The 22,656-nt window shown below is 68.3% G+C and carries 18 protein-coding genes; 13 read left to right on the plus strand and 5 right to left on the minus strand.

The genetic code is table 11. The features are described from left to right. The first annotated feature begins 47 nt into the window (after positions 1-47). From QQY66_RS18655 to QQY66_RS18670, 4 genes are all read left to right on the plus strand, one after another. A complete protein-coding gene (locus QQY66_RS18655) occupies positions 48-1,418 on the plus strand; it encodes an ABC transporter substrate-binding protein (RefSeq protein WP_301981485.1) in 1,371 nt (456 codons plus the stop codon). A gap of 4 nt (positions 1,419-1,422) precedes the next feature. Then, the gene (locus QQY66_RS18660) at positions 1,423-2,766 is read left to right on the plus strand and encodes a carbohydrate ABC transporter permease (protein ID WP_301981486.1); all 1,344 of its coding nucleotides are present in this window, start codon (positions 1,423-1,425) and stop codon (positions 2,764-2,766) included. Further along, complete coding sequence (locus QQY66_RS18665; protein ID WP_301981487.1) at positions 2,763-3,674, plus strand: carbohydrate ABC transporter permease; 912 nt, start codon at positions 2,763-2,765, stop codon at positions 3,672-3,674. The genes QQY66_RS18660 and QQY66_RS18665 overlap by 4 nt, the downstream gene beginning before the upstream one ends. A gap of 169 nt (positions 3,675-3,843) precedes the next feature. After that, positions 3,844-6,084, plus strand: a complete 2,241-nt coding sequence (locus QQY66_RS18670) for a bifunctional glycosyltransferase family 2 protein/CDP-glycerol:glycerophosphate glycerophosphotransferase (protein ID WP_301981488.1) — start codon at positions 3,844-3,846, stop codon at positions 6,082-6,084. Between the two features lie 382 nt (positions 6,085-6,466). Here the strand turns inward: QQY66_RS18670 and QQY66_RS18675 are convergent, their stop codons facing one another. Continuing rightward, positions 6,467-6,880 (minus strand): organic hydroperoxide resistance protein, encoded by a 414-nt coding sequence (locus QQY66_RS18675; RefSeq protein ID WP_301981489.1) that lies wholly within the window; start codon positions 6,878-6,880, stop codon positions 6,467-6,469. A 123-nt stretch (positions 6,881-7,003) separates the two neighbouring features. On the opposite strand from QQY66_RS18675, the gene QQY66_RS18680 reads away from it, so the two are divergent. Together QQY66_RS18680 and galE are read left to right on the plus strand one after the other, a co-directional pair. After that, positions 7,004-7,468 carry a MarR family winged helix-turn-helix transcriptional regulator gene (locus tag QQY66_RS18680; protein ID WP_301981490.1) on the plus strand — a complete coding sequence of 155 codons (465 nt, stop codon included), beginning with the start codon at positions 7,004-7,006 and terminating at the stop codon, positions 7,466-7,468. Between the two features lie 82 nt (positions 7,469-7,550). Further along, positions 7,551-8,531: a UDP-glucose 4-epimerase GalE gene (gene galE, locus QQY66_RS18685; RefSeq protein WP_301981491.1), complete on the plus strand. Its 981-nt coding sequence runs from the start codon at positions 7,551-7,553 to the stop codon at positions 8,529-8,531. A gap of 338 nt (positions 8,532-8,869) precedes the next feature. Here the strand turns inward: galE and QQY66_RS18690 are convergent, their stop codons facing one another. Beyond that, a complete protein-coding gene (locus tag QQY66_RS18690; RefSeq protein ID WP_301981492.1) occupies positions 8,870-9,130 on the minus strand; it encodes a hypothetical protein in 261 nt (86 codons plus the stop codon). 357 nt (positions 9,131-9,487) lie between these two features. Then, entirely contained in the window at positions 9,488-9,718 is a 231-nt protein-coding gene (locus QQY66_RS18695; protein WP_301981493.1) for a hypothetical protein, read from the minus strand. 184 nt (positions 9,719-9,902) lie between these two features. Here QQY66_RS18695 and QQY66_RS18700 point away from each other — a divergent pair, with 184 nt between their 5' ends. The 5 genes from QQY66_RS18700 (at position 9,903) to QQY66_RS18720 (ending at position 14,484) form a co-directional block, all read left to right on the plus strand. Then, complete coding sequence (locus tag QQY66_RS18700) at positions 9,903-10,754, plus strand: DUF5753 domain-containing protein (RefSeq protein ID WP_301981494.1); 852 nt, start codon at positions 9,903-9,905, stop codon at positions 10,752-10,754. Positions 10,755-10,765: 11 nt separating this feature from the next. Continuing rightward, positions 10,766-10,966, plus strand: a complete 201-nt coding sequence (locus QQY66_RS18705; protein WP_301987383.1) for a DUF397 domain-containing protein — start codon at positions 10,766-10,768, stop codon at positions 10,964-10,966. Between the two features lie 123 nt (positions 10,967-11,089). Continuing rightward, on the plus strand, positions 11,090-11,473 hold the full coding sequence (locus QQY66_RS18710; RefSeq protein ID WP_301981495.1) for a hypothetical protein: 384 nt from the start codon (positions 11,090-11,092) through the stop codon (positions 11,471-11,473). Positions 11,474-12,176: 703 nt separating this feature from the next. Further along, positions 12,177-12,497 carry a hypothetical protein gene (locus QQY66_RS18715; RefSeq protein ID WP_301981496.1) on the plus strand — a complete coding sequence of 107 codons (321 nt, stop codon included), beginning with the start codon at positions 12,177-12,179 and terminating at the stop codon, positions 12,495-12,497. Then, a complete protein-coding gene (locus QQY66_RS18720; RefSeq protein ID WP_301981497.1) occupies positions 12,490-14,484 on the plus strand; it encodes a PQQ-binding-like beta-propeller repeat protein in 1,995 nt (664 codons plus the stop codon). The genes QQY66_RS18715 and QQY66_RS18720 overlap by 8 nt, the downstream gene beginning before the upstream one ends. Positions 14,485-14,694: 210 nt before the next feature. Here the strand turns inward: QQY66_RS18720 and QQY66_RS18725 are convergent, their stop codons facing one another. Beyond that, positions 14,695-15,333 carry a TetR/AcrR family transcriptional regulator gene (locus tag QQY66_RS18725; RefSeq protein WP_301981498.1) on the minus strand — a complete coding sequence of 213 codons (639 nt, stop codon included), beginning with the start codon at positions 15,331-15,333 and terminating at the stop codon, positions 14,695-14,697. Between the two features lie 182 nt (positions 15,334-15,515). Here QQY66_RS18725 and QQY66_RS18730 point away from each other — a divergent pair, with 182 nt between their 5' ends. Both QQY66_RS18730 and QQY66_RS18735 read left to right on the plus strand, forming a co-directional pair. Beyond that, positions 15,516-16,436, plus strand: coding sequence for an ABC transporter permease (locus tag QQY66_RS18730; protein ID WP_301981499.1), 921 nt, complete (start codon positions 15,516-15,518; stop codon positions 16,434-16,436). Next, entirely contained in the window at positions 16,429-17,274 is an 846-nt protein-coding gene (locus tag QQY66_RS18735) for an ABC transporter ATP-binding protein (protein WP_301981500.1), read from the plus strand. Before QQY66_RS18730 ends, QQY66_RS18735 begins: the two co-directional genes overlap by 8 nt. 89 nt (positions 17,275-17,363) lie before the next feature. On the opposite strand, the gene QQY66_RS18740 is transcribed toward QQY66_RS18735, so the two are convergent. Further along, positions 17,364-22,301: an NAD-glutamate dehydrogenase gene (locus QQY66_RS18740; protein ID WP_301981501.1), complete on the minus strand. Its 4,938-nt coding sequence runs from the start codon at positions 22,299-22,301 to the stop codon at positions 17,364-17,366. Positions 22,302-22,656: the final 355 nt, after the last annotated feature.

Genomic DNA, 22,656 nt, shown 5'->3' on the forward strand with positions numbered 1-22,656 from the left:
CGGGACAGCGTTCGGACGTTCGACGAGGAACGAAGAACGGGGCAGTGATGCGCAGCACGCACAGCACCATCCGGAAACACACGGCCGTGAAAGCCGCAGCCACCGTCCTCGCGGGAGCACTCGCGCTCACCGCCTGCGGTGGAGACGACGACAACGGAAATGAGCAGGCCGGCGGCGGCAAGGAGACGGGCACCACCGTGACCCTCCCCAAGCTGAACGGCGAAAGCCTCGAGGTCGCCGCCGTCTGGAGCGGCGCGGAGCAGGACAACTTCAAGAAGGTCCTCGCGGAGTTCGAGAAGCGCACCGGCGCCAAGGTCTCCTTCGTGCCCGCGCAGGACCCGATCGTCAACTTCCTGGGCTCGAAGATCGCGGGCGGCCAGCCGCCGGACATCGCGATGCTGCCGCAGCCCGGCGCGATCAAGCAGGCCGTGGCCAAGAAGTGGGCCAAGCCGCTGGGCACCGAGGCGAAGGCCGAACTGGCCAAGAACTACTCGCAGGGCTGGCAGGACATCGGCAAGGTCGACGGCGAGCAGTACGGCGTCTACTACAAGGCCGCCAACAAATCGCTGATCTGGTACAACACCAAGGTCTTCGACAACGCGGGGGCCGCGGAGCCCAAGACCTGGGACGAACTGCTCACCACCGCGCAAACGATCTACGACTCCGGTGTCACCCCGTTCTCCGTCGGCGGCGCCGAGGGCTGGACCCTCACCGACTGGTTCGAGAACGTCTACCTCTCCCAGGCGGGCCCGGAGAAGTACGACCAGCTCGCCCAGCACAAGATCAAGTGGACGGACTCGTCCGTCAAGGACGCGCTGACCACGCTGGCCCAGGTCTGGGGCAAGAAGGACTATGTCGCCGGCGGTGCGAAGGGCGCGCTGCAGACGGACTTCCCGGCCTCGGTGACACAGACCTTCACCGGCGGTGACCAGCCCAAGGCGGGGATGGTCTTCGAGGCCGACTTCACACAGGTCCCCATCGGCACGGCCGGTGCGAAGGTCGGCACGGACGCGAAGGTGTTCCCCTTCCCGGCCGTGGGCGACACCGCACCCGTGGTCTCCGGCGGCGACGCGGCGGTGATCCTCAAGGACTCCAAGGCGGCGCAGGCGCTGGCCACCTTCCTGGCCTCCCCGGACGCGGCGACGATCCAGGCGAAGCTGGGCGGCTATCTCTCGCCGAACAAGAACGTGGACAACTCGGCGTATCCGAACCCGGTGCAGCAGAAGATCGCCAAGGCCCTCATCGACTCGGGCGACGACTTCCGCTTCGACATGTCCGACCAGGCCCCGCAGGCCTTCGGCGGCACGCCCGGCAAGGGCGAGTGGAAGGCGCTGCAGGACTTCCTGGCCAACCCGAAGGACGTCGCGGGCACGCAGGCGAAGCTGGAGGCGGACGCGGCGGCCGCCTACGGAGGCTGACGCGATGACGTCGGCCACGGCGGCAGGGGTCCCTCCGACCCCTGCCGCACCCAAGTCGCGCAAGAGCGTGACCGGCACCCGCAAGACCGTGGCAGCGCTGTTCCTGCTGCCCGCTCTCGTACTGCTGGGCGCGCTCGTGGTCTACCCGATCGGGTACTCGGTCGTCCGTAGTTTCTACGACCAGTCGGGCTCCTTCACCGGCTTCGACAACTACGAGTTCCTGTTCACCGACGACGGCATCCGCACCGCCCTGAAGAACAACGTCATCTGGGTGGTGTTCGCGCCGACGGTCGCCACCGCGCTCGGTCTGATCTTCGCGGTGCTGACCGAGCGGGTGCGCTGGGGCACGGCGTTCAAGCTGGTCGTCTTCATGCCGATGGCGATCTCGATGCTGGCGGCCGGCATCATCTTCCGCCTCGTCTACGACCAGGACCCGGAGAAGGGCATCGCGAACGCGGTGTGGGTGGGCATCCACGACACGTTCGCCGAGTCGTCGGCCTTCCCGAAGGCGCACCCGGGCCGTGAGTCGCCCCTCGTGGCGCAAGGCGGCGGCGCCTTCATCACCAAGGCGACGGTCCACGCCGGGGACACAGTCACCCTGCCGCTCGTGGGCGTCGCCCCCGACAAGATGCCCGGCGACGCCAAGCGGGCCGTCGCCCCGCAGGCCGACCCGGGCAGGATCACCGGCACGACCTGGCAGGACTTCACCCGCGGCAAGGGCGTCGGCACGCTCGGCGCGCCGGACGCGACCGAACTCGGCTACCCCGGCATGAAGATCGAGGCGGTCAAGGACGGCAAGGTCGTGGAGACGGCGAGGGCCGGCGACGACGGCACGTTCTCCCTGTCGGAAAAGGCCGACGGCGCCCAGCTCCGCCTCCCGGCGAGCAACTTCAAGGAGCCGTACAACGGCCTGGACTGGCTCGGCCCGTCGCTGGTCACGCCGTCGATCATCGGGGCGTACATCTGGATGTGGGCCGGTTTCGCGATGGTGCTGATCGCGGCGGGGCTGGCGGGCATCCCACGTGATCTCCTGGAGGCGGCCCGTGTCGACGGCGCGACCGAATGGCAGGTGTTCCGGAAGATCACGGTCCCGCTCCTGGCGCCTGTCCTCGCGGTCGTCATCGTCACCCTGATGATCAACGTCCTGAAGATCTTCGACCTGGTCTTCATCATCGCCCCGGGCTCCGCACAGGACGACGCGAACGTCCTCGCGCTGGAGCTGTACCGCAAGGGCTTCTCCGAGGACCAACCCGGCATCGCGAGCGCGATCTCGGTGTTCCTGCTGCTCCTCGTGATCCCGGTCATGTGGTTCAACATTCGTCGGCTCAGGCGGGAGGTACGGCGATGACCGCGGACGCCGGCAGTCTCACCAAGGCGGCACCGCCGCCCACGACGGTCAAGGTGAAGCAGTCCCTCGGCTCACGCCTCGCGGAAGGTGTCAGCGGCGGCGCGGTCCGGGTCTTCCTGATCGTCGTCGGCCTGTTCTGGCTGGTCCCGACGATCGGTCTGCTCCTGTCCTCGCTGCGTCCTCCGGAGGAGATGACGATCAGCGGCTGGTGGGACGTCTTCAGCAAGCCGTCCCAGCTCACCTTCGAGAGCTACGACAAGCTGCTGCAGAACAACGACATCACCGAGTCGCTCGTCAACACCCTGCTGATCACGGTCCCGGCGACGCTCCTCGTCGTCATCATCGGCGCGCTCGCGGGCTATGCGTTCGCGTGGATGGAGTTTCCAGGCCGCGACTGGTGGTTCCTCGGCGTGGTCGGCCTGCTGGTGGTGCCGGTGCAGGTGGCGCTGATCCCGGTCGCCGAACTCTTCGGCAAGATCGGCCTGTTCGGCAACATCATGGGCGTGGTCCTCTTCCACACGGGCTTCGGCCTGCCCTTCGCGGTGTTCCTGCTGCGGAACTTCTTCGCGGAGATCCCGAAGGAGCTTCTGGAGGCGGCCCGGCTGGACGGGGCGGGTGAACTGCGCCTGTTCGCCCGGGTCGTGCTGCCGCTGGGCGGGCCCGCGATCGCGAGCCTGGGCATCTTCCAGTTCCTGTGGGTGTGGAACGACATGCTGATCGCGCTGGTGTTCTCCGACACCGACAGTCAGCCGATCACGGTCGCCCTGCAGACGCAGATGCGCGCGTTCGCCGACAACGTCGACATCCTGGCGCCGGGCGCGTTCATCTCCATGGTGATCCCGCTGGTCGTGTTCTTCGCGTTCCAGCGGCAGTTCGTGTCCGGGGTGATGGCGGGCGCGGTGAAGTAACGCGTACGACGGCCTGATTGACGGCGTACGACTGGGGCGAGCCGGGCAACCGGCTCGCCCCTTCGCCTGCCCGGGCTCGGCTCGTCCCCCGAATGCCGTACCCGACGTAACCAAGCCACTCCACCGGCCGTTCCCGGGCCGACCACCCGCGCCGACCCATGGATGTGCCGTGCCCAGGTTCAGTGTCATCGTCCCCGCGTACCGGGTTCAGGCGTATCTCCCCGCGTGCCTGGAGTCGGTGCTCTCCCAGTCGTGTCCGGATCTGGAACTGATCGCCGTGGACGACTGCTCGCCCGACGCCTGCGGTGCGCTCGTCGACGAGTTCGCGGCCCGCGACCCGCGCGTACGGCCGCTGCACCTGCCGGAGAACGGCGGCCTGGGCCGGGCCCGCAACGCCGGGCTGAAGGCGGCGACCGGCGACTACGTCCTGTTCCTGGACGGCGACGACACCCTCGCCCCGGACGCGCTGCGCGCGATCGCCGACCGGCTGAAGGAGACGGGCGAGCCGGACGTGCTGGTGTACGACTATGCGCGTACGTACTGGTCGGGCGAGACGATCCGCAACCAGGCCGCCGAGCACCTCACCGAGCGGGGCCCGGCGCCCTTCCGCCTGGCGGACCGGCCGGATCTGCTGAACCTGCTGACGGTGGCCTGGAACAAGGCGTACCGCCGGGAGTTCGTCGAGCGCGAGGCCCTCACCTTCCCGCCCGGCCACTACGAGGACACCTCGTGGACCTACCCGGTCCTCATGACCGCCGCCTCCCTCGCCACCCTCGACCGGGTCTGCGTGCGCTACCGGCAGCGCCGCCGCGACAGCATCCTCGGCACCACCACCCGCCGCCACTTCGACGTCTTCGAGCAGTACGACCGTCTCTTCGCGTTCCTCGACGGCCGCCCCGAACTCGCCCGCTGGCGGCCGGTGTTGTTCCGCCGGATGGTCGACCGCCTGGTGACGCTGTACACCAGGCGCGACAGCCTCCCGCGCGCCGCCCGCACCGAGTTCCTGCGCAAGTCCCGTGCGTACTACCGCCGTTACCGCACGCCCGGCACCCCGGTACCGCCGCGCTCACGTGCCCGGCACGCACTGATCCGCCTGGGCCTGCATCGCACCTACGGCACGCTGCGCCTCACCTCGGCCCTGTGCCGCAGGGCGGTCCGGCGGTCGGCCCGCCTGATCAGATCGGCGCGAGCCATCGCGCTCCGGCTCCACTACCGCATCCAGCTGCGCCTCCCTCTGCGCAAGGGCCACGCCGTCTTCTCCTCCGACCGAGACTGCGGCCACGGCTGCAACCCGGGCGCGCTGGAAGCCGCGTTCCGCTCCCTCGCCCCGCACATTCGCACGGCGTGGATCGCGCGCCCCGAGCACCACCACACCGTCCCGCCGGCGACCCGTCGCCTCACGCCCGGCACGGCCGCGTACTGGACGGCACTCGCCCGCTCCAAGTACGTAGTCACCAACACCGAGTTCGACGCCCTCCCGAACAAGCGCCCCGGCCAGATCGTCGTCCAGACCCTGCGCGGCACCCCCCTCAAGCACAGAGGCCTGGACCTCCAGGAGCGCCCGGCGGCGGCCCGCGACACGGACTTCGCCGCGCTCCTGCGGAACGTGGACCAGTGGGACTACGTCATCTCCGCCAACCGCCACTCCACACTGACCTGGGAACGCGTCTTCCCGGGCGGCTACACGACCCTCGAATACGGCTGCCCCCGCAACGACGTGTTCCAGCGGGCCACTTCGGCGGACGTGACCCGACTGCGCGAGACCCTCGGCATCCCCGCGGACGCGATCGCGATCCTCTACGCGCCCACCCATCGCGACTACCGCCGCACCCAGCGCGCCCCCCTCGACCTGGAGCGCTTCGCAGACCGCCTCGGCCCCCGCTTCGTCGTCCTGGCCCGCGCCCACCACCGCCACGGCGGCCCGCTCACCGACCCGACGGCCCGCGTCATCGACGTCACCGGCCACCCGAGCGTCGAGTCCCTGTGCCTCGCCTCGGACGCCCTGGTCACCGACTACTCGTCGATCATGTTCGACTACGCGGGCCTGGACCGCCCGATCGTCCTCCACACCGAGGACCGTGAGGCGTACGAGGCGGCCCGCGGCACCTACTTCGACCTGCGGTCCTTCCCACCCGGCGCGATCACGGACAGCGAGGACGAGCTGATCGACATCTTCGCCACCGGCCACTGGCGCGGCTCCCGCTCCGCCCAGCTGCGCTCCGCGTTCCGCGAGCGGTTCTGCCCGTACGACGACGGGCGCGCCGCCGAGAGGGTCGTACGCCGTGTCGTCCTCGGCGATGCGGACACGGCCCTCCCGCCCGTCGTGCCGCTCACCGAACGCCACCCGGTAGCGTCACTCGCGCCCTCCCCGCTGCCGAGGATCCCGCAGCCGGCGCAGGCTCCCCACTGACCCGCTGACCGACATCTTCGCCACCGGCCAAGCGCGTCTGAACGCCGCCTTCACACCAGGGAGTTCCCTTGCCCTCCAGCCCGTCACGGCCCACTCCCACCAGGCCGCACACCTGGCGTCCGGCGGGACGGCCAGGCCGAGCTACGACTTGATGCTCCGCACCTACCCGCGCTATTGGTGACACCTTCACCGCCCGCTCGACCCCGGAGGCCTAGCCCGGTCGCGCGCACGCCGGAGGAGCTGGCGCAGGTGCTCCTCGGCGAGCCGCCGGAGGCGATCATGCCGGTGATCCCGCTCGGGGAGCGGACCCGGTCGCTCACCCGATGAGCTGAGGTGAGGCAAAGTCGTCGGCCCCGGGCGGGAACATACGGCGCAGGCTGGATTACTCGACGACGAGGTCGACGTCGATGTTGCCGCGGGTGGCGTTGGAGTACGGGCAGACCTGGTGGGCGGTCTCGACGAGCTTGCGGCCGGTCGCCTCGTCCAGGCCGTCGGGCAGCTCGACGCGGAGGGTGACCTTCAGGCCGAAGCCCTCGCCCTGCTTGCCTATGCCGACCTCGGCGGTGACGGCGGCGTCGCTGACGTCGACCTTCGCCTGGCGGCCGACGAGGCCGAGGGCGCTGCCGAAGCAGGCGGCGTAACCGGCGGCGAACAGCTGCTCCGGGTTGGTGCCCTCGCCGTTGCCGCCCAGCTCCACCGGCGGGGCGAGCTTGAGGTCGATTCTGCCGTCGGAGGAGACGGCACGGCCGTCACGGCCGTGGGTGGCGGTGGCGACAGCGGTGTAGAGCGCGTCCATGGAAAATCCATCCCTCTCAGGTCACGGTCGGCGGCCCTGTGCGGCCGCCTCTCGACGACCACAAGTAGAGCACACAATTCAATTGTGCACAACTAAATGACGGACAAGCGCTACCCTGGATGCATGACCACCACGCCCACCGCGGACTGGCTCCGCCTCGACCAGCAGATCTGCTTCTCCCTGAACGCCGCGTCACGCGCCTTCGGCGGCCTCTACCGCGTCCTCCTCAAGGACCTCGGCCTCACCTACCCGCAGTACCTCGTGATGCTGGTGCTGTGGGAGCACGGCGATCTGCCCGTCAAGAAGCTGGGCGAACACCTCCGCCTCGACTCCGGCACGCTCTCCCCGCTGCTCAAGCGGCTGGAGACGGCCGGCCTGGTACGCCGGGAGCGCAGCGCGCGCGACGAGCGCTCGGTGGAGGTCCGGCTCACCGAGGGCGGCACGGCGCTGCGCGAGCGGGCGCTGGAAGTGCCGCGCCGGATCGGCGCGGCGACCGGCTTCGATCTCGACGAGATCCGGGAGCTGCGGGAACGTCTGGACCGCCTCACCACGGAGTTGGACAGGGCGGCGGAGCAGGCGAGTGCCTGACGCCTGCTTCACTGTGCCTGATTCACTGTGACCGACCAGCAGCACCAAGCACACGGGCCAACTGACGAGGAGACGGCCGCACATGACCTGGCTGATCACCGGCGGCGCCGGTTACATCGGGGCGCACGTCGTACGCGCCATGACCGAGGCGGGCGAGCGGACGGTCGTGTACGACGACCTGTCGACCGGCATCGCCGAGCGCGTCCCGGACGGCGTCCCGCTGGTGGTCGGCTCGACCCTCGACGGCGACCGCGTGACCCGCGCCCTCACCGACCACGCGGTGACAGGCGTGGTGCACCTGGCGGCGAAGAAGCAGGTGGGCGAGTCGGTGTCCCTGCCGCTGGAGTACTACCGGGAGAACGTCGAGGGCCTGCGCGTCCTCCTGGAGGCCGTGACACAGGCGGAGGTCCCCTCCTTCGTCTTCTCCTCCTCCGCCGCGGTGTACGGCATGCCCGATGTGGAACTGGTGACGGAGGAGACGCCGTGCGTGCCGATGTCTCCGTACGGCGAGACAAAGCTGGCGGGAGAGTGGCTGGTCCGCGCGACGGGTAAGGCGACGGGCCTCGCCACGGCCTCCCTCCGCTACTTCAACGTGGCGGGCGCGGCCGCACCCGAGCTGGCGGACACCGGCGTCTTCAACATCGTCCCCATGGTCTTCGAGCGCCTCACGGAGAACGCACCCCCGCGCATCTTCGGCGACGACTACCCCACCCCGGACGGCACCTGCATCCGCGACTACATCCACGTGATGGACCTGGCCGAGGCCCATGTCGCCACAGCCCGCGCCCTCCAGTCCTCCCCCGGCCGCCACCTCACCCTCAACATCGGCCGCGGCGAAGGCGTCTCGGTACGGGAGATGATCGACCTCATCAACGGGGTCACCGGCTACGACCGTCCCCCCACCGTCACCCCCCGCCGCCCCGGCGACCCCGCCCGCGTCGTCGCCTCCGCCGACCGCATCGCCGCCGAGCTGGGCTGGAAGGCCAAGCACGACGTCCACGACATGGTGACGTCGGCGTGGGAGGGGTGGGTGCGACTGCATCCGGGAGCGGCGCGGGGTTGAGCCTCTACTGCGCCGACGTCCCCGAGCCGCCACGGGCGCCCACTCGGCGGCGGCTCGAACGTCAACCGAGCCAGGTCACACGCTGGATGTACACACGCTTGCGGTAGTCGATGATCTGGTACCAGACCATTAGCGGCCCGGTGGCGATCACTCGCAGACCCTGCGGGTTCGTCACACTTGCTCCATCGCCCGGGTCCTGCCCCAGTGAGGCGAGTACGACGAGTTCCCGTGCGACCTCTTCGGCGGCTGCGCGCCCCTCGGGAGGAAGATCTCCGACCACCCAGTCGGGTTCTGGCCGTACTCCCAGACCCACTCCGGGTCCAGCGGCTCGTGGTCGTTCAATCCACGATCTCCTGCTCGGCCTCGCGCAGAATCCCGTTGATCTGCGCCATCGCCGCACGGAACGCGGCCTCGCCTGCCGTAGCGTCCTGGGAGATCCGCTCGGCCTCATGAAGACGTGCCGCTCGCACAGGATCCCGCTCGATCGCCACGAAGACTCCCCAGCGCTTCAGAAACAGCTGGAGCGGAGCCGTGCTCCCCGTCTGGCTCGCCTGCTCGAACGCCCGCCCAGCCTCCAGGTCGAACTGCGGGAGGTTCACGAGGCTCAATCGCTTCACGGCCTCGCGCAATGCAACCCTCGTCAACGGGGGCATCGGGATGATCGGCCCATCGTGATGCACCGGCTGTGCGCTCATCCCTCGTACCCCTCTCTCCCGCCCATCGGACTCACCTGCCAGAGTAGCCGCGCGGGAGCTCAGCCGAGCGGTCACCGTTCGCACCCGGACCGGCCCTGCGCCCCGAGTTCGAACCAGACGCTCTTCCCGCCCTCGCCCCGGCGCCCGGTACGCCACCCACCGCGGTCAGCTCCCCAACGCCCCTCGGTCAGCGAGTCGACGATCCACAGCCCACGTCCGCCTTCAGGGTCGTACCCCTCCCTCATGACGGGCAGGGTCGCGTCAGTGTCGAAGACCGTTGCGCGCACGCCGACCCGGGTTGGTGACGAGGAGGAGTCCGGCGCCGGTACCGGCCGCGTGCACGCACGAATTGGTGACCAACTCCGAGACGCAAAGTGCCGCGTCGTCCACGATCGCGCCGAGTCGCTGCGCATGCAGTACAGAGGTGACGAAGTCACGGGCGATGTGGGGGGAGGTGGCATGGGGTGGGATGCGGAGGCTGTATTCGGGCATGGGGGATCAGCTCCAAGTCGCCGGAGACGCAGGTGAGTTGAGGCAGACGCAAGCTATGCGCAACGGAGGGTGCCGTCTGCATCACCGACAGTAGGGCGTAAGGTGGTGACGGCACAACCTGATGCCAGAAACTGGCAGTACGGCACGGCATACTCATCAGCAAGCAACCAGGAAGTGAGCGCGGATGCCGCCGAGGAGTGATCCCACCCTCCGACAAGAGCGGTTGGGGACCGAACTGCGCAAGATGCGTGAGCGAGCGGGCATCACGGCCCGTGCCGCCGCCGCAGTGCTCGGCTCAAACCCCATACAGCAGAGTGCCGTTGAGGCAGGCCGCAGCGGAATCAGCGCGGACCGCATCCGGCGCCTCGCCGCTCACTGCGCCTGCGACGACGCGGCGTACGTCGATGCGCTGGTCGCCATGGCAACCGAGCGAGGCAAGGGCTGGTGGGAGGAGTACCGGGGGATCATCCCTCCCTCAGGTCTCGACCTGGCGGAGCTGGAGCATCACGCAGTGCGCATCCAGACCTTCCAAATGGCCCACATCCCGGGCCTGTTGCAGACCGAGGACCACATGCGGGCAGCGTTCCGCCACGGGCTGCCGAACTGGACACGCCAGGACCAGGATGCCTTCATGGCGTTCCGGTCGCGTCGGCAGCAGATCATCTCTGAAGAGTGCTCCACGCCGTACGAAGCGGTGATCCACGAAGCAGCGCTCCGTGTCCGCGTGGGCGGCCGCAAGGCAGCTAGGGCCCAGTTGGAACGCATCCTCGTCCTCTCGGAACTGAGCCACGTGACCGTGCGCGTGGTGCCATTTGACAGCGAAGACTTCGCCGGTGCCGGGTACTCGATGCTGTACGTCCACGGCGCCGTGCCGCAACTCGACACCGTGCACATGGATACAGGCCACGGAGGTGACTTCCTCGACGCCGAGTCACGACTGGGGGAGTACCGGCAACGCTACGAACGCGTCTCGACGACAGCCCTCCCGCCGACCGCCTCCCGGGATCTCATCACCCACATCGCCCACGATCCGTGAAAGGCACCAACGTGTTCGAGCCCCTCGCCTGGCAAAAGTCGTCTTTCTCCGGTGGAGGCAGCGGCGGCGACGACTGCGTCGAACTCGCCGACTCCCCCACAGCGATACACCTCCGTGAAAGCGAGGCCCCCAGCGACGTCCTCACTACCAACCGCCACGCCCTGCACGCCCTCCTGGCCAGGCTCAAGAACGGCAACGACCTGCCTGGATGAGCGTTCCCTCCCGAACGAACCGCGCCCTCGGCGCAGTCATCGGCCCCGCCGTAGACGACGCCCTCGGCGCACCCTTCGAGTTCGGCCCCGTCGTTATAGCGGCCGAAGTGCCGGAAGCCGGTGGTGACGGTCTTCTCCACGATGTCCCCGTCGCTGGTCTCGATGGCGACGGTCGACTTGCCGGCCACCTCGAAGAAGATGCCCCAGTTGGACGTCCCATCCTTGTCACGCTTGCCGACCGCCTGGGCCACGTATCCTGTGCCCTTCGAGGCGAGTGCCTCCAGGTCTGGCCTGATCACGGCCGTCACGGTGAAGGACCCCGTGTCGTCCACAGCACTGTCCGACGCGGCCGAGTCGTTGATGCCATCCAGCGCGATCGCCTCACCGTCGGTGGCGGCACCACCGGAGATGGTGAGCGTCCGCCCGTGGCCGGAGGCGTCCGTCGACGCCGTAGATCCGGTGGCGGCCGTGGCCGCGTCCCAGCGCTCGGTCAGCTCGGCGTCCTGATCGCCCGTCGTCGGGTTCAGTAAGCGGGCGTCCCGGATGAGTTCGTAGAAGGACAGCGGCCGTTGCCACACCCGCGCCTCGTCCACGGACCCGGCCAGCGGGTAGTGGTACGCCGCTCCATCAGCCCGCGCCCGACTTGAAGGCCCCCAGAGGAGGCCCAGGCGGTGGCGGCGGTCGTCTCGATGTACCACTTGCCGTTCACGATCAACCGCATGGTCTTGGCAGTGGCTAATGGTGTAGTCGGGTATCGGAACTGTCCGAATGGCTCGGACAGCATGGTTCCTCCCTGTCGGGTCTGTACATGGAGGTTGGCGAGCTGGGGCGGAATCTCGGCGCGGCGATGTCCGGGCACACCCATGTGCTCACGGTGTTGCTGCCCTGACTCTTTGGATCAGGCGATGACGAAGTGCATGAGGGTAAGTGCTGCGCGGGCGGCGGTGCGGGGGTTGCTGTTCCGGCAGATCATGCAGGGCCCGTGCACGACGGCGGATGCGTTTCCTCCCGACTTGCCAAGCCGCCGCACCGCTACCGGCTATTCGTCCCCAGAGAGTCGCTTCACGCCGATCGGGGCTGGCGCTGCGTGGGGGTGTCATGTGTGGCCTGTGTGATTCCATCCACACGCGGCCCTTTTCCTGGAACGATGTTGGCGCAGAGCGGAAGCCGATCAGACGGGGGACCCGTGTCGCACACAGACCATCCGCACATGCCAGACGGGATCGTACTGACCGTGTCCGACCCGTCCCAGTTCTCCTCGCTGCGCGACTGGTTGCGCGGTCAGGGGATTGACGTGGTTGTGGTCCCTGGGACACCGGGGCCGGGCGAACTCGGCTCCTTGGACGTGCTGGTCGTGCTGGCTAGCAGCGCTGGGGTGGTGGGTGCAGTCAAGGCTCTGCCGGACTTCATCCGGGCACGGCGCGTCGGTTTCCGGATCGAGACGACCGTCAAAGAAAAGCCGTTCGTTCTTGAGGCGAGCAACGTCGACGAGGAGGTCTTGAAGATCGTGGAGCGGCTGCTCGATGAGTGACGCTAGCCCGCTGCACGACTATTCCCGCTCGCGGGCGGTGCTGATCGGCGTATCGGAGTACGACCACCTGCCGCCGGCGAGGCCGGCCGCTACTAGCCTGAAGCGAATGGCAGGGCTGCTGACCGGCCCGCTGTGCGACTGGCCGAAAGAGCGCGTGCAGGTATGGGAAAAAGACAAGGTTCGACGGTCTGACCGCCTGCCAGATCAGCTGATGGAAGCGTTCGACGGCGTCAAGGACATCGCCTTGTTCTACTTCGTGGGACACGGCCAGCTGTATGACGACGAACTGTGCCTGGCACTGCGGGAATCACCCAGATACGGTCCCCGGTGCAAGACCATTGGGCTGCCGTTCTCCGACGTGCGCGAGGCGCTGCGTGCCTGCGACGCGCAGACGAAGATTGTGATCCTTGACTGCTGTTTCGCCGGCATCGTCCACGAGCACAGCCTCGCGCCCGAATCCGCGAACGTGATCGACTGGACCCACGCAAAGGGTGCCGTCACGCTGGCAGCCAGCGGCAAGTACCGAACCGCCTGGTACGAACCCGGCTCCGGCACGCACAAGCAAACCTACTTCACCAAGTACCTGATCGACGCGGTCGAGCAGGGCATACCCGGCCGTCCCGAGGGCCTGCCGCTAGGAGCCATCTACGATCAGGCGGCCCATGCCCTGGCCATAGACAAACGGCCGGAACCGACCCGATCCATCCGACATGACGCGGACCGCTTCATCCTGGCCCGAAACCGCGCCCATCCTGCCGTATCCGCTGCTCCATTCACAGGCACCAGCCCTGGCACAGCCCAAACACCGGAGCCCGGGCCAGAGCCGACAGCAGGCGCGCCCACGTCAGCGGGGCGCATCAGCCGCCGCACAGCGCTGCGGCTCGGCATGGGCGCCGCCGCCGTCGGTGCCGGCATCCCTGCTGCCCGCGCTCTGTTCGACCACAACACGCCCGACCCGCGGCTCCGGTGGCGATACACCACTGGGGAAGCGGTCATATCGTCGCCGACGGTGGTCGATGGGGTCGTGTACATCGGCAGCGACGACAACAACGTCTACGCCTTGGACGCGGCCACCGGGAGCAAACAATGGGCCTACGCCACCGGCAACAGAGTCGCAGCGGCACCGACGGTGGTCGACGGAGTCGTGTACGCAGGCGGCCTCGACAACAGTGTGTACGCCTTGGACGCGGGTACCGGGAAGAGGAAATGGGCCTATGCCACCGGAGACTGGATCAAAGAGGCGCCGACGGTGGTCGACGGGGTCGTGTACATCGGCGGCTACCGCAAAGTGTTTGCCTTGGACGCGGTCACGGGGAATGAGGAATGGGCTTACGTCTCCAACGACACGAGTTACTCATCGCCGACAGTGGTCGACGGGGTCGTGTATGTAGGCAGCTCCACTGACGTCTACGCCCTGGACGCCGCCACCGGGAAGAAGAAATGGCAGTATGGCACCGTAGAGCTGATCAGGCCGTGGCCGACGGCGGTCGACGGGGTCGTGTATATCGGCAGCGGCAGGTACGACCCCAACATCGGAAGCACCTCGGCTGGCAGCGTGTTCGCATTGGACGCTGCCACCGGGAACAAGAAGTGGGGGTATCAGGCCGACTACGTATTCCAAATGCCGACGGTAGTCGATGGCGTCCTGTACATCGGCAGCTACAACTCCAACGCTGGAAGCAACATGCCGCCCGGCAGCGTGGTCGCCCTGGACGCTGCTACAGGGGACAGGAAGTGGCAGTTTCAAACCGACCGCGTATACGGGTCACCTGCGGTGGGCGACGGGGCCGTGTACATCGGCACTTTCGGCAACAGCGTGTACGCATTGGATGCGGCCACCGGGAACGAGAAATGGGCCTACGCCACTGGCGATAAAGTTCAATCGTCACCCGCGGTGGTCGACGGGGTCGTGTACATCGGCAGCTTCGACAACAGCGTGTACGCCCTGAACGCCACCATCGGGGACAGCTCGGCACAGCCCTCCTAGTTGTGCTGGATTGGTGCTGGGGAACGAATCCGAGAAGTCGTGTTTAACCCTCGAGGGAGGACAATGGACGGCCCTCCGCCCCTGCACCCTCGGCCCGCCCAGGGAAGCGCACCTCCCACCCCGACGGGGCCTACGCCAAGCGCGTGAAGCTCTGCGACTGGGCCCACACCGACGGCTGGGACTGCGCCGAGGCCATGACGGGGATGTTCGTCAGAGCGCCTTCAGCCCCGCCGCCGTAGCCCGAGTCAACGCCTCCAGGTACCCCTTCGGCAGCTTGGGGCTGCGGATCACCACCGAGCGCCAGTACAGCGGCCCGGAGATGAGATCCAAAGCCAAGTCCGGGTCGATGCCATCCCGCACCTCACCCCGCCGCTGCGCCGCCGCCACGATCCCGCTCGCCACCCCGTCCTGCCCCTCCCGCACCGCCTTCTGCATGGCCTCGGCGATCTCGGGGTTGCGGGCGGCCTCGGCCTGGAGGTCCGGGATGATCTGCGAGGCGACGGGGTGCCTCAGCGCCCGGGACGTCACCTCGTACAGCAGGCGCAGGTCGCCCTCCAGGGAGCCGGTGTCCGGGGCGGGCAGGCCCTGGACGGCGATGGCGGAGACCAGGTCGAGCACCAGGTGCAGCTTGGAGCGCCAGCGGCGGTAGACCGCCGTCTTGCCGACGCCCGCGCGGCGCGCGATGCCCTCGATGGACATCCGCGCGTAGCCGACGGCCGCGAGCTCCTCGAAGACGGCCCCCCGGATCGCCTCCGTCACATCCGCCCGGAGTACGGCCGCACCGGCCGGGGGCCTGCGGCGCCGGCGGTCGGCCACCTGGGCCCTTGGCTCGTCGGCGTTCGTCGTCATGCGCACCAGCATAGGACGTCACGACGAAACGGTTGCGTTCCGACGTTAAATCGGAATACTCTCGCGTTGCGACGATACGGTCCCGTCCCGACGTAAGAGAACGTGAAGAAACACGTAAGGAAACGGCAGGGGATCAAGGACCGGACGCGCGCGCCCCGCCCCCCCGAGCGAAAGCAGCGGATGTGAGCCAGGTCCTCGACACACCGCCCCCCACGGCGACCACCCCGGCCGACGACGACCTCGCGGCGCTCGCGGCCCGCCACGGCCTCACGGTCAGCGGCGCCCGCCCGTCCCTGCCCGAGTACATCCGCCAGCTGTGGGGCCGACGGCACTTCATCACGGCCTTCTCGACCGCCCGGCTCACCTCCCAGTACAGCCAGGCGAAGCTGGGCCAGGTCTGGCAGGTGATGACCCCACTGCTGAACGCGGCGGTCTACTTCCTCATCTTCGGCGTGCTGATGGGCACCAAGAAGGGCGTTCCGGACTACATCCCGTTCCTGGTCACGGGCGTGTTCGTGTGGACCTTCACACAGAGCTCGATCCTGTCGGGCACCCGCGCGATCTCCGGCAACCAGGGCCTCGTACGGGCCCTGCACTTCCCGCGCGCCGCGCTGCCGATCTCCATGTGCCTCCAGCAGCTCCAGCAACTGCTGTTCTCGATGGCGGCCCTGGTCGTCATCCTGCTCGTCTTCGGCGTCCCGGTCGCCTTCTCCTGGGTGCTGGCGATCCCGGCGCTGCTGCTGCAGTTCACGTTCAACGCGGGCGTGTCGATGATCATGGCCCGGGTCGGGGCGAAGACGCCGGACATCGCACAGCTCATGCCGTTCGTGCTGCGCACCTGGATGTACACCTCGGGTGTGATGTGGAGCATCGACCACCTGCTCAGCAAGCACCACAACTGGCCGTCCTGGGTGGGCCCGGTCCTCCAGGCCAACCCGGCCGCCGTCTACATCGACCTGATGCGCTTCGCACTCATCGACAGCTTCCACGCGAGCCAGCTGCCCCCGCATGTGTGGGCCATCGCGACGGGCTGGGCCCTGCTCGCCGGAGTCGGCGGCTTCATCTACTTCTGGAAGGCTGAGGAGACGTACGGCCGTGGCTGATCACACCTCTGAGAACGTCCCCACCGTCATCGCCGACGGCGTCGACATCGTCTACCGCGTCAACGGCACCGGAGCCGGCCGCGGCTCCGCCACCGCCGCCCTCAACCGCATGCTGCGCCGCAAGCAGACCGAGAAGGCGGCCGGCGTCCGCACGGTGCACGCCGTGAAGAACGTGTCCTTCGTCGCGTACAAGGGCGAGGCGATCGGCCTCATCGGCACCAACGGCTCCGGCAAGTCGACCCTGCTCAAGGCGGTCGCGGGCCTGCTCCCCGTGGAGAACGGCGCCATCTACACCGACGGCCAGCCCTCCCTCCTCGGCGTCAACGCCGCCCTGATGAACGACCTCACCGGCGAACGCAACGTCCACCTCGGCGGCCTCGCCATGGGCATGTCCCGCGAGCAGATCAAGGAACGCTACGAGGAGATCGTCGACTTCTCCGGCATCAACGACAAGGGCGACTTCATCACCCTCCCCATGCGCACGTACTCCTCCGGCATGGCCGCCCGATTGCGCTTCTCCATCGCCGCCGCCAAGGACCACGACGTCCTCCTCATCGACGAGGCCCTCGCCACCGGCGACGCAAACTTCCGCAAGCGCTCCGAGGCCCGTATCCGCGAACTGCGCAAGAGCGCGGGCACGGTGTTCCTGGTCAGCCACAACAACAAGTCCATCCGCGACACCTGCGACCGCGTGCTGTGGCTGGAGCGCGGCGAACTGCGCATGGACGGGCCGACCGAGGACGTCCTCAAGGAGTACGAGGCGTTCACCGGGGACAAGGCCCCCAAGCCGAAGCCCAAGCCGAAGGCGGCGGCACCGAAGGTTCCGCAGCCTTCCTGAGTCTCCTTTCGCACCGAGTTCGTCTTCTACGACGACCAGGGCGCCCCGAGCCGTAGCAGCTCGGGGCGCCCTGGTCGTCGTATTGCCGCCTACGAATGCGTCCGCAGCAGCGTCCGCATCGTCCGCATCGCCACCGACAGGTTGGCCAGGTCGAACGAGTCCGAGCCCTGGATCTCCTCCAGCGTCGCGCGGGCGCGGCCCAGGATCGCGGCGTTCTTCTGCTCCCAGAGCTTGAAGCGCTGCTCGGGGGTCGCCGTGCCGTTGCCGACGGCGAGGACGTCCGCGGTGACGGCCGAGTGGGCCGCGTACAGGTCCTCGCGGATGGCGGCGCGGGCCATGGACTGCCAGCGGTCGGCGCGGGGCAACTCGATGATGCGGTCCATGAGCTGGGTGATGCCGAGCCGGTCGGCGAGGTCGTAGTAGACCTCGGCGACATCCAGCGGCTCCCTGCCCATGCGGTCGGCCACCAAGACGATGTCCAGCGTCGGGAAGGCGGAGGAGAACCCGGCCACGCGGGTGGCGAGTTCGTCCGGGACGCCGACGCCTGTCAGCTCGTCGTGGATCTGCTGATACCAGTCGAGGTCGGCGCCGCGCAGCAGCTTGGGCAGCTGCGACCAGACCTGCTCGACCCGCTCGCCGAAGAAGTCGACGGTCTCGGCGAGCTCCAGCGGCTGCGGCCGGTTGTTGAGCAGCCAGCGCGTGCCGCGCTCGCACAGCCGGCGTGAGTGCAGTCGGATACGGGTCTGGACGGCCGCCTCGACCTTGTTGTCGAGCAACTCCACGCCGTCCCACACCGCGGCCGCGTGGAAGATCGTCCGGGCGGCGGTCTGCGCCCGCACGATCTCCTCCAGCGAGGCCCCGGTCTCCTCGCGCAGCCGGTGCAGGAAGCTCGTACCGCCCGTGTTGACCGTGTCGTTGACCAGGACGGTCGTCACGATCTCGCGGTGCAGCGGGTGGCTGCCGATGTGCTCGGGGAACTTCTCGCGCAGCGCGGTCGGGAAGTACGTGTAGAGCAGGCCACGCAGATACGGGTCGTCGGGCAGCGAGGTGTGCAGCAGCTCCTCGGCGACCGTGATCTTCGTGTACGCCAGCAGGACCGCCGTCTCCGGACTGGTCAAACCCTGTCCGGCGCCGAGGCGTTCGCGGATCTGACGGTCGGTGGGCAGGAACTCCAGGGCCCGGTCGAGGTGGCCCTCACGGACCAGGTGACGCATGAAGCGCTGCTGGGCGTGGAGCATGTCCTTGGACTGGGCCAGCGCGTTGGCGATCGCGGTGTTCTGCGCGTAGTTGTTGCGCAGGACCAGCCGGCCGACCTCGTCGGTCATCTCGGCGAGCAGCTTGTTGCGCTGCTTGACGGTCATGTCGCCGTCCGTGACCAGGCTGTTGAGCAGGATCTTGATGTTCACCTCGTGGTCGGAGGTGTCCACGCCCGCGCTGTTGTCGATCGCGTCCGTGTTGATCTTGCCGCCGTGCCGGGCGAACTCGATCCGGCCGAGCTGGGTCAGGCCGAGGTTGCCGCCCTCACCGACGACCTTGACGCGCAGGTCGGCACCGTCGACACGGATCGAGTCGTTGGCCTTGTCACCGACGTCCGCGTGGGACTCGGTGGACGCCTTGACGTACGTACCGATGCCGCCGTTCCACAGCAGGTCGACCGGCGATTGGAGGATCGCCTTCATCAGGTCGGCCGGGGTCATCTTGGAGACCCTGCCCTCGATGCCGAGGGCCTCCCGGATGTGGCCGTTGATCGGGATCGACTTGGCGCTACGGGGGAACACGCCGCCGCCCGCCGACAGCAGCTCGGTGTTGTAGTCGGCCCAGCTGGAGCGCGGCAGCTCGAAGACCCGGCGGCGCTCGGCGTAGCCGGTGGCCGCGTCCGGGTTCGGGTCGATGAAGATGTGCCGGTGGTCGAAGGCGGCGACCAGCCGGATGTGCTCGCTGAGCAGCATGCCGTTGCCGAACACGTCACCGGACATGTCGCCGATGCCGACGACCGTGAAGTCCTCGGACTGGGTGTCCACGCCCAGCTCCCGGAAGTGCCGCTTCACGGACTCCCAGGCGCCGCGCGCGGTGATGCCCATGCCCTTGTGGTCGTACCCTGCGGAGCCGCCGGAGGCGAAGGCGTCGCCGAGCCAGAAGTTGTAGCTGCCGGCCACCTCGTTGGCGATGTCGGAGAACGTCGCCGTGCCCTTGTCGGCCGCGACCACGAGGTAGGTGTCGTCCTCGTCGTGCCGTACGACGTCGGCGGGCGGGACGACCTCGCCGGCCACCATGTTGTCGGTGATGTCGAGCAGCGCCGAGATGAAGGTCTTGTAGCTGCCGATACCCTCGGCCAGCCACGCGTCGCGGTCCACGGACGGATCCGGCAGCTGCTTGGCGACGAACCCGCCCTTGGCTCCGACCGGCACGATGACGGTGTTCTTCACCATCTGCGCCTTGACCAGGCCGAGGATCTCGGTCCGGAAGTCCTCCTTGCGGTCGGACCAGCGCAGCCCACCGCGCGCGACCTTGCCGAACCTGAGGTGCACGCCCTCGACCCGCGGCGAGTACACCCAGATCTCGTACGCCGGACGCGGCGCCGGCAGATCGGGGATCGCCTGCGGGTCGAACTTCATGGAGACGTAGTCGTGCGGCCGGCCGCCCACGGCATCCTGGAAGAAGTTCGTCCGCAGGGTTGCCTTGATGACGGTGAGGAAGGACCGCAGGATCCGGTCCTCGTCGAGCGACGCGACCTGGTCGAGAGCCGCGTCGACCTCTTCGAGGAGGGCGTCGACGATCTCCCGGCCCGCACGCTGCCGGTCCGGCGACATCCGCGCCTCGAAGAGCGAGACGAGAAGCCGGGTGGTGTGGACGTTGTTGCAGAGGGTGTCCTCCATGTAGTCCTGGCTGAAGGTGGAACCGGCCTGGCGCAGATACTTCGCGTACGCCCGCAGCACCATCGCCTGCCGCCAGCCGATGCCGGCGCGCAGCACCAGGGAGTTGAATCCGTCGTTCTCCGCCTTGCCGGTCCAGGTGGCGGCGAAGGCCTCCTGGAACCGCTCGCGCCCGTCGTCGCCCAGGTAATCACCGGCGGCACCCGCCAACTTGGGCATGCGCAAGCCGAAGTCGTAGATCCAGGCGGTCGTACGGTCCGAGCAGCGCAGTTCGTACGGCCGCTCGTCGATGACCTCGACACCGAGCCGGTTGAGGACCGGAAGGACCGCGGACAGGGAGACGGGGGCACCCTTGCGGTAGATCTTGAAGCGGCGCTCCTCGGGCGCGGCGCCCACCGGCTCGTACAGGCTCAGCGCGAAGTTCTTCTCTTCCGTGAGCTGTTCCAGGTGGACCAGGTCGGCGACCGCGGCGCGCGGGGTGTGGTCTGCCTTGTAGCCCTCGGGGAAGGCGTTGCCGTACTTGCGCAGCAGCCCGGCCGCCCGCTCCTCGCCGAGCTCGGCGTTGAGCGCCTCACCGAACCCGTCCGCCCAGGAACGGGCCGCCTCCACCAGCCGCGCCTCGATGCGCTCCTTGTCGCTGTCGCTCAGCTGCGGCAGCTCGGTGCCCTGCGGGACCCGGACGACGAAGTGCAGCCGGGAGAGGATCGACTCGGTGTTCCAGGCGGTGAAGTCGACGCTGGTGCCGCCGAGTTCCTCCTTGAGGATGTCGATGATCCGCAGCCGTACGCCGGTGGTGTACCGGTCGCGGGGGAGGTAGACGAGGGCCGAGTAGTAGCGCCCGTATTCGTCCTGGCGCAGATAGAGCCGCAGCCGACGTCGCTCTTGCAGATAGAGGACGGAGGTGACGATGGACCGCAGCTCGTCGACCGGCGTCTGGAACAGCTCGTCACGCGGGTACGTCTCCAGGATCTGCAGCAGATCGCGCCCGTCGTGGCTGTTGGGCGAGAACCCGGCGCCCTTCAGCACCTCGGCCACCTTGCGGCGGATGACGGGGACCCGGCGGACGGACTCGGTGTACGCGGCGGACGAGAAGAGCCCGAGGAACCGCCGCTCACCGACGACTTCCCCGTTCTCGTCGAACTTCTTGACGCCCACATAGTCGAGATACGACGGCCGGTGCACGGTCGCCCGGCTGTTGGCCTTGGTGAGGATGAGGAGCTTGTGCTCACGGGCCTTGGCCCGGGCATCGGCGGGCAGCCGCTCGAAGGAGGGGCTGACGGGGTGGCTTTCCTCACTGGCGTGATGCGGATCGGACCGCAGAATGCCGAGCCCGGTACCGGGCACCGCCGCAAGGGAATCGTCGTCCCGCAGCTCGTACTCCCGGTACCCCAGGAACGTGAAGTGGTCGGCGGCCAGCCAGCGCAGCAGTTCCCGGGCCTCCTCGACCTCCTGCTCCCGCAGGTCGGACGTGGGCTCCTTGGGCAGCTCCTCGGCCATCCGCAGCGCCGCGTCCCGCATCTTCTCCCAGTCCTCGACGGCCTCCCGGGCGTCGGACAGGACACGCAGCAGATCGGCGGTGATCTGTTTGAGGTCGGAGCGGTCGGTCTCGCGGTCGATCTCTACGTGGATCCAGGACTCGGTGTGCCCGTCGTGCGGCAGCTCGCCGGCCGGCGGGTCGGTGAGCACCTCGATGAGCTTGCCGGTGACATCGCGACGGACGATCATCTGCGGGTGGATGACGACGTGGATGCCGCGTCCCTGCCGGGTCAGCTCATTGGTGACGGAGTCGACGAGGAACGGCATGTCGTCGGTGACGACCTCGACGACCGAGTGGCTGCAGGTCCACCCGTTCTCTTCCACGGTGGGCGTGTGAACCCGCACATTGGCCGTACCCTGCGGTCGGTTCTCGGCCAGCCGGTAGTGGGAGAAGGCGGCGCCGAAGATGTCGACCGGGTCGCGGTCGGTGAGGTCCTCCGGTGCGGTGTGCAGGTAGTAGCGCTGGAGGAACGCGAGCACGGTGTCGTGGTCCGGGGTGCCGGAGGTGCTCTCGTCCGTCGTCCCAGTCGGTAGATACCCCCCGACCGGGCTGTTCTCAGCTACCCGGGCAGCCCTGTCGAGCAGCTCGGCCTTTGCTTCGTCCAGCTTGGTCTGCATTGTCCTCTGGCTCCTGTCGCGCGCCGTTGCGTGACGTAGAAGGAAGTACGGTCTCTTCCCCTCCGACGTAACGTCTCGACGCGGGGTGTCCGGTCTGCTTCGACGCTATGCCGCAAGGTGAGATGAGCGGGGGGTTATCAGCCATTCTCGACGCGACCGAGGGGTGTGACGCTGCTCTCTGCGCCGAAGGCACCCCGCGTGCACTGGCCGTCCTGGGAGCCTCACCGGCCCCCTCCCACCCGCGAAGACCAGCGACCACCGCCCGGCCACGGCTGTCATCCGTGAACCCCGGGCGCAAAACGGAGACACCAAGGCCCCCGCGACCTATCGCGCTGATCACGCCACCAGGCTATCG

Source organism: Streptomyces sp. DG2A-72 (assembly GCF_030499575.1).
Taxonomy (GTDB): Bacteria; Actinomycetota; Actinomycetes; order Streptomycetales; family Streptomycetaceae; genus Streptomyces.

Bases quoted from the DNA above. Each gene is read 5' to 3' on its own strand.
- QQY66_RS18655 (WP_301981485.1), top strand. From the start codon at position 48: ATGCGCAGCACGCACAGCACCATCCGGAAACACACGGCCGTGAAAGCC.
- QQY66_RS18660 (WP_301981486.1), top strand. From the start codon at position 1,423: ATGACGTCGGCCACGGCGGCAGGGGTCCCTCCGACCCCTGCCGCACCC.
- QQY66_RS18665 (WP_301981487.1), top strand. From the start codon at position 2,763: ATGACCGCGGACGCCGGCAGTCTCACCAAGGCGGCACCGCCGCCCACG.
- QQY66_RS18675 (WP_301981489.1), bottom strand. From the start codon at position 6,880: ATGGACGCGCTCTACACCGCTGTCGCCACCGCCACCCACGGCCGTGAC.
- QQY66_RS18680 (WP_301981490.1), top strand. From the start codon at position 7,004: ATGACCACCACGCCCACCGCGGACTGGCTCCGCCTCGACCAGCAGATC.
- galE (WP_301981491.1), top strand. From the start codon at position 7,551: ATGACCTGGCTGATCACCGGCGGCGCCGGTTACATCGGGGCGCACGTC.
- QQY66_RS18695 (WP_301981493.1), bottom strand. From the start codon at position 9,718: ATGCCCGAATACAGCCTCCGCATCCCACCCCATGCCACCTCCCCCCAC.
- QQY66_RS18700 (WP_301981494.1), top strand. From the start codon at position 9,903: ATGCCGCCGAGGAGTGATCCCACCCTCCGACAAGAGCGGTTGGGGACC.
- QQY66_RS18715 (WP_301981496.1), top strand. From the start codon at position 12,177: ATGCCAGACGGGATCGTACTGACCGTGTCCGACCCGTCCCAGTTCTCC.
- QQY66_RS18720 (WP_301981497.1), top strand. From the start codon at position 12,490: ATGAGTGACGCTAGCCCGCTGCACGACTATTCCCGCTCGCGGGCGGTG.
- QQY66_RS18725 (WP_301981498.1), bottom strand. From the start codon at position 15,333: ATGACGACGAACGCCGACGAGCCAAGGGCCCAGGTGGCCGACCGCCGG.
- QQY66_RS18740 (WP_301981501.1), bottom strand. From the start codon at position 22,301: ATGCAGACCAAGCTGGACGAAGCAAAGGCCGAGCTGCTCGACAGGGCT.